We start from the raw sequence: 6,324 nt of genomic DNA on the forward strand, positions 1-6,324 counted from the left end.
CCCCGCCAATGACGCGGGCGCCTATGACGCGGCGGTGCGCGTGCTGGCGCAGACCGGGCAGGATGGCCTGGCCATGAGCGCCGTGCAGAAGGCCTCGGCGCTGGCCGGCCCCTCGCTCCAGGGCCAACGCAGCCTCGGCAATCTGAAGGCGACGCTGGCCGCCGCGCAGGCGGACCGGATGCGGCAGGCGGGCCAGTTCGCCCCCGCCTTCGACCTGTTGCAGGCGGCATGGAACGATGCGCCGGGCAATGAGGAAATCCTTTCGGCCCTGGCGCGGCTGTACCAGTCGGGCGGCCTCAACGCGCAGGCGGCGCAGACCTTCCGCATGCTGCTGGCGCAGAAGCCGGCGGATCGCGACGCCATGGTGGGCCTGATCGACACGGCCAGCGCGTCGGGCGATACGGACACGGCGCGCGCCGTCGCCCAGCAGGCGATCCAGACGCACCCGGCCGATTACCGCGTCTATATGGCGGCGGCCCGCATGGCCCAGACCCGCGGCAGCGACGGCGACGCGGCGCGTTACCTCAAGACCGCCAGGGCGCTCTACATGCGCGAAACCGGCATGGCGCCGGGAGCGGTCATGGCGAACGGCAACCCGTTCGCGGCGGCGCCCCAATCGGCCAATCCCTTCCGCGCCATGGCCGCGCCGCAGCCTGTCAATCCCTTCGCGCTGGGCAGCAATCCAGCGGCCCTGCCGGCGCCCTACGCGCCGCCCATGGGCTTCGCCCCGCAGCAGCCAGCGGGATCAGCCTATGCCCCGCCCACCCCGGCTGCCATGCCCGCCTACCCGCCCGCGCCGGGCTATGCCACCGCCGGTCTTCCCGGCATGGCGGCTCCTGCGCCCTATTATGGCGATCCGGCCGTCGGCATGGCGAACCTCCCCGCCGATCCGGTGCTGGCGGAGATCGACCGGCAATTGCAGCAATCCGCCGAGGAAAGCGGCCCCCGCGTGGACGTCGACACCGGCTACCGCTCCCGCTCCGGCGAAACGGGCCTCAGCAAATTGCGCGAAATGACCGGCGGCGCCTCCCTCTCCGCTCCTGTCGCGGGCGGCCGGGCAGGCATCAAGGCGACGGCGGTCGTGCTGGATTCCGGCCGCCCGACCGGATCGGGGCTCGCCCGCTTCGGCACCAACGCCACGCCCGAAGCGCAGGGGATCGTGGACGAGCAGCCGTCCCAGCTCGCCGATGCCGAAACCCAGCACCAGTCCGGCGTCGCCGTCACCGCCAGCTATGTCAGCAAGCTGCTGAAGCTGGAGGCGGGCGTCACGCCGCTGGGCTTCCCCAAGGAGCATGTCACCGGCAGGATCGAACTGACGCCCCGCCTGTCGACCAACGCCACCGCCCGCATCTGGGCCGACCGGAAGCCGGTGACCGACAGCATCATCGCCTATGCGGGCACCGACGATCCGCGCAGCGGCGCCTTCTGGGGCGCGGTGATGAAAAGCGGCGGCGGCCTGTCCCTGTCCTATGACCGCAACGGCAACGGCGTCTATGCCGACGGTTCCTTCTATCATTATGACGGCACGGCGGTGCGCGACAATGACAGCGTGGAAATCAATGCCGGCGGCTATTTGCGGGCGTGGCAGAATGCGCGTTCCGGCGTTTCGGTCGGCTTCAACGTCAATTACCAGAATTACGACAACAACCAGAACTATTTTACCTATGGCCATGGCGGCTATTTCAGCCCGCAGAGCTTCCTCAGCGTCAATTTCCCGATCCGCTACTGGACGAATGACGGCCCGATGAGCATCCAGGCCAGCGTCGCGCCCGGCTATCAAAGCTATGATCAGCAGGGCGAGCCGGTCTATCCGACGGAGCCGGGCGCGCAGGGCGTGCTGGATTTCCTCAAGAGCCAGAACAGCGACGTGCGTTCCAGCTATGACAGCATCAGCAAGACCGGCTTCGGCCTGTCGGCGAGCGGCGCGATTTCCTATCGGGTCAGCCCGAATACGCGGCTGGGCGGGGAACTGAATATCAACACTTTCGGTGAATATAAGGAGTTCAAGACGCTGATCGGACTCAAGCAGAATATCGGAGGCAATTGATGTTGTTCGTAAAGGATTTCCCGGTGGCGGGCGATCAGGACATCGCCATGCTCGCATCCGGCGCGGAGGCCGCGCAGCGCTTCGTCAGCCTGATCCTGGCCGAAATCGCCTCCGCCGCCACGGCGGAACAGATGCAGGGCTTTTTCCGGGCGGTCGGCGCGCGGCTTGCCAAAAGCCATCCGATCGTCAATGCCAAGGATATGGACAGGCTGACCCAGCACGGCAACATGGTCTGGCACAGGCTGCATTGGGGCAGCGTCCGATTCGAACTGGACGATGAAGGCATCGACATCTTCCATGACGGCCTGCCCGAAAGGCTGGAGGGCGATGCCGACGGCATATGGGCCGGGGTCGCGCCCTTCATCCTTGAGGGCGCCTATGACGCCTGGTTCCGGCAGATGGGCAGCGGCGAACGGCTCAGCACCCGGATTTCGCGCAGCCAGGGCGGGCATGTCGAACTGCGTCATGGGATTTGAACGGCGGGCGATCCTGACCGCCCTCGCCTTTGCTCTCACGACCGGCTGCGCCCGCGCCAGACCATCGGACGGCCTGATGCTCGATCCCACGCTCTGGCAGGGCTACAAGACCCGCTTCCTGACGCCGGAGGGCAGGATCGTCGACAATGGCAATGGCGGCGTCAGCCATAGCGAGGGCCAGGGATATGGCATGGCGCTGGCGCAGGCGGCGGGCGACGCCGCGGCCTTCGAGGGCATGGCGCGCTGGACCGCCCAGACCCTGTTGCGCAAGGACGTGGCGCTGCATAGCTGGCGCTACACGCCCGGCCGCGCCGATCCGGTGGCCGATCCCAATAATGCGACCGACGGCGACCTGCTGATCGCCTGGGCGCTGCTGATGGCGGGCCGCCGCTGGGGCAAGCCGGACTATCTCCAGCAATCGGCGGCGATCCGGGGCGCTGTCGCGCAGAAGCTGATCGTGCAGCGCCACGGCTTCACCCTGCTGCTGCCGGGCCTCGTCGGCTTCGCCAAGGCGGACCGGGTGATCGTCAACCCATCCTATTATGTCTGGCCGGCGATAGACGCCTTCGCCCGGCTGGAACCGCGCATCTGGGGTCCGCTGGCAGCCGACGGGATGAATATCCTGAAGGCGGCGCGCTTCGGCCCATCGGGCCTGCCCGCCGACTGGCTCGACATCAAGGGCAAGGGCGTGGTCGAACCGGCGGAGGGACGCGATCCCGTCTTCGGCTTCGAGGGCATCCGCGTCCCGCTCTACTGCCTGATGAGCGGACGGCGCGGCGCATGCGACGCGATCGCCCGTTATTGGCTCGCCCTCGTCCGCGCCGGCAAGCCGCTGCCCGCCTGGGTGAATGTGGTCACGGGCGAAACCGCGCCCTATGCGCTTTCCGCCGGCGCCACCGCCATCGCCGGACGCCTGCTGAACCGCAACCTGCCGGCTGGCGGCGTCGATCAGGACTATTATGCCGCAACGCTGGGACTGATGAACCAGATGCGGATTTGACCGGCTTTCCAGGTGGTTTCCCGTCATTCCTCCTTTCGTCACCCCGGGCTTGACCCGGGGTCCCGCTTTTCTTGTAAACAGCGCCCAGCCCAAGGCAGCGGAACCCCGGATCAAGCCTGTCCTGAGCTTGTCGAAGGGTCCGGGGTGACGGAAACTGATGACCGCTCATGGCCATTCCCCGCCAAGAATCCTAAAGAAGCCCGATGATCACATCCCCCGACCTCGCCATCCGCATGCGCCGCGCCGATTTCAACCGCGCCCTTGCGGAGGCGGACCTGAACGCCATCGGTCCCCTGCTCGCGCCCCAGGCCGTGCTCGTCACCGGATCGGACAGCGCGGTCATCTCCGGCCGCAAGGCGCAGCTCCAGGCCTGGAAGCGGGAATTCGCGGCGGCGCGGCGGACCGTCTACACCCGCACGCCGGAAAATATCGTCGCCTCGTCGGTCGAACCCATCGCGATGGAACATGGCCGGTGGCAGGGGGTGACCGCCGGTTCGGACTACCCGCCGGCATCGGGAAGCTACAGCGCCAAATGGCGGCAGGTGGGCGCGGATTGGGTCATCGAAGCGGAAATATACCTGACGCTCGCCTGACCGGAAACGCTTGAACCGCCGCCCGCCAGCGCCCAATTAAAGGCTGTTCCTCATCCCGCAGAGGCCAGCCAGCCGCGAGTAGCCATGACCGCCGACAATCCCCTCCTTGCCGATAGCGACCTGCCCGATTTCGCCGCCATCCGGCCCGCCCATGTCGTCCCCGCCATGGAGACGGCGATCGAGGCCCACCGCGCCGCCATCGAAGGGATCGCCGCCGGCGGGAAGGACGATTTCGACGCGGTCATCCTCGCCGCCGAGCGGGCCGATTTCCTGCTGTCGCGGGTCTGGTCGCCGGTCGGGCATCTCGCCTCCGTCGCCGACACGCCCGAATTGCGGGAGGCGCATGCCGCCGCCCAGGCGCTGATGACCGCCTATCTGATGGAGGCGGGGCAGAACCGCGCCCATCACGACGCCGTCGCCCGGCTGGCCGCCCGCCCCGATTTCGCCAGCCTGCCGCCCGCCGCCCGGCGCGCCGTCGATCTCGCCCTGCGCGGCTTCCGCCTGGCGGGCGTCGCGCTGGAGGGGGAGGCGCGGCAACGCTTCCTCGACATCGGGGTGGAGTTGAGCGACCTCAGCACCAAATTCGGCAATGCGGTGCTCGACGCGACCGAAGCCTGGAGCGAGCATGTCACCGACGAAGCGGCGCTGGAAGGAGTGCCGGACAGCGACAGGGCGATCCTGGCCGCCTATGCGCGGGAAAAGGGGCTGCCGGGCTGGCTGATCACCCTGCGCCAGCCCAGCGTGCTGGCGATCCTCTATCACGCCAGGGATCGGGCGCTGCGGGAGCGGGTCTATCGCGCCTACAACACCCGCGCCTCCGACCAGGCGGACGACAAGAGCCACGACAACAGCGAGAGGATCGACGCGATCATGGCGCTGCGCCATGAGGCCGCGCAGATTTTGGGCTTTGCCGATTCCGCCGCCCATTCGCTGGAAACCAAGATGGCGGCCGACGCCGACGAGGCGCTGGCATTCCTCGCCGACCTCGCCCGGCGTGCGCGGCCGGTGGGGGAGCGCGAACTGGCCGAAGCCCGCGCCTTCGCCGCCGAGCATCTGGGGCTGGACGATGTGCGGCCCTGGGATCTTTCCTATGTCGCCGAAGCGATGCGCCGCACGCTGCACGGCGTCGATCAGGAGGCGCTGAAGGCCTATTTCCCCCTGCCCCGCGTGCTTGCCGGGACGCAGGCGTTGATAGAGCGCCTGTTCAACCTTCGCCTCGTCGCCCGGCAGGGCGTGTCGACCTGGCATCCCGACGTGCTGTTCTACGACCTGCTGGACGCGGACGGCGCCGTGGTGGCGGGCGTCTATCTGGACCTGTTCGCGCGGGCGGGCAAGCGGGGCGGGGCGTGGATGGACGTCTGCCGCTCGCGCTTCCGCGATGCCGACCGGCTGCATCTGCCCATCGCCTATCTCACCACCAATTTCGCGCCGCCCGCCGGCGACCGGCCCTCGCTGGTGACGCATAATGACGTGGTGACGCTGTTCCACGAATTCGGCCATGTGCTGCATCACCTGCTGACCGAGGTGGACCTGCCCTCAATCGGCGGCATCAGCGGCGTGGAGTGGGACGCGGTGGAACTGCCCAGCCAGTTCATGGAGAATTTCGCCTGGGACGGGGACACGCTGATCGGCCTGTCCGGCCATGTCGACAGCGGCGAGCCGCTGCCGCGGGCGATGTTCGACCGGCTGCTGGCGGCGCGGCAGTTCCAGGCGGGCCTGGCCATTTTGCGCCAGATCGAGTTCGCGACCTTCGACCTGCTGCTCCACCGCGACTACGACCCGGCGCGGGGCGCGCGGGTGAACGCCACGCTGGACCAGGTGCGCAAGGCGGTGGCCGTGGTCCATCCGCCGGAATGGAACCGCTTTGCCCATGCGTTCAGCCATATCTTCGCGGGCGGCTATGCGGCGGGCTATTATTCCTATCTCTGGGCTGAACTGCTGTCGGCCGACGCCTTCGAGATTTTCGCGCATGCCGACATTCCGGGCGGGGGCGCGACCGCCTTCCGGCGCGAGATCCTCGCGGCGGGGGCCAGCCGCCCCGCCGCAGAGAATTTCCGCGCCTTCGCCGGGCGCGCGCCGGAGGTCGACGCGCTGCTGCGCATGCGGGGGTTGGCGGCCTGAGTGACGGGCGGGTCGAGAGCGGACCTATCCTGTTCCTCCCCATCGGGAGATGGGGAGGGGGACCGCGCGAAGCGTGGTGGAGGGGAA

5 protein-coding genes are annotated in these 6,324 nt (G+C 68.4%); all 5 read left to right on the plus strand.

Annotated elements, in window-relative coordinates; genetic code table 11:
• Nucleotides 1-2,047 (plus strand): cellulose synthase subunit BcsC-related outer membrane protein (locus tag L286_RS25625; RefSeq protein ID WP_021222923.1); only part of this gene is annotated, 2,047 nt, incomplete at its 5' end.
• A complete protein-coding gene (gene bcsD, locus L286_RS25630; protein WP_020818324.1) occupies nt 2,047-2,523 on the plus strand; it encodes a cellulose biosynthesis protein BcsD in 477 nt (158 codons plus the stop codon). The genes L286_RS25625 and bcsD, both read left to right, overlap by 1 nt.
• Nucleotides 2,498-3,523 carry a glycosyl hydrolase family 8 gene (locus L286_RS25635; protein WP_238559273.1) on the plus strand — a complete coding sequence of 342 codons (1,026 nt, stop codon included), beginning with the start codon at nt 2,498-2,500 and terminating at the stop codon, nt 3,521-3,523. The genes bcsD and L286_RS25635 overlap by 26 nt, the downstream gene beginning before the upstream one ends.
• 203 nt (nt 3,524-3,726) lie before the next feature.
• Entirely contained in the window at nt 3,727-4,116 is a 390-nt protein-coding gene (locus L286_RS25640; protein WP_020818326.1) for a nuclear transport factor 2 family protein, read from the plus strand.
• Between the two features lie 84 nt (nt 4,117-4,200).
• Nucleotides 4,201-6,237, plus strand: a complete 2,037-nt coding sequence (locus tag L286_RS25645) for a M3 family metallopeptidase (RefSeq protein WP_020818327.1) — start codon at nt 4,201-4,203, stop codon at nt 6,235-6,237.
• Nucleotides 6,238-6,324: the final 87 nt, after the last annotated feature.

The sequence above is a fragment of the Sphingobium sp. HDIP04 genome (assembly GCF_000445085.1).
In the GTDB taxonomy this organism is placed as follows: Bacteria; Pseudomonadota; Alphaproteobacteria; order Sphingomonadales; family Sphingomonadaceae; genus Sphingobium; species Sphingobium indicum.

Bases quoted from the DNA above. Each gene is read 5' to 3' on its own strand.
- bcsD (WP_020818324.1), top strand. From the start codon at position 2,047: ATGTTGTTCGTAAAGGATTTCCCGGTGGCGGGCGATCAGGACATCGCC.
- L286_RS25645 (WP_020818327.1), top strand. From the start codon at position 4,201: ATGACCGCCGACAATCCCCTCCTTGCCGATAGCGACCTGCCCGATTTC.
- L286_RS25635 (WP_238559273.1), top strand. From the start codon at position 2,498: ATGTCGAACTGCGTCATGGGATTTGAACGGCGGGCGATCCTGACCGCC.
- L286_RS25640 (WP_020818326.1), top strand. From the start codon at position 3,727: ATGATCACATCCCCCGACCTCGCCATCCGCATGCGCCGCGCCGATTTC.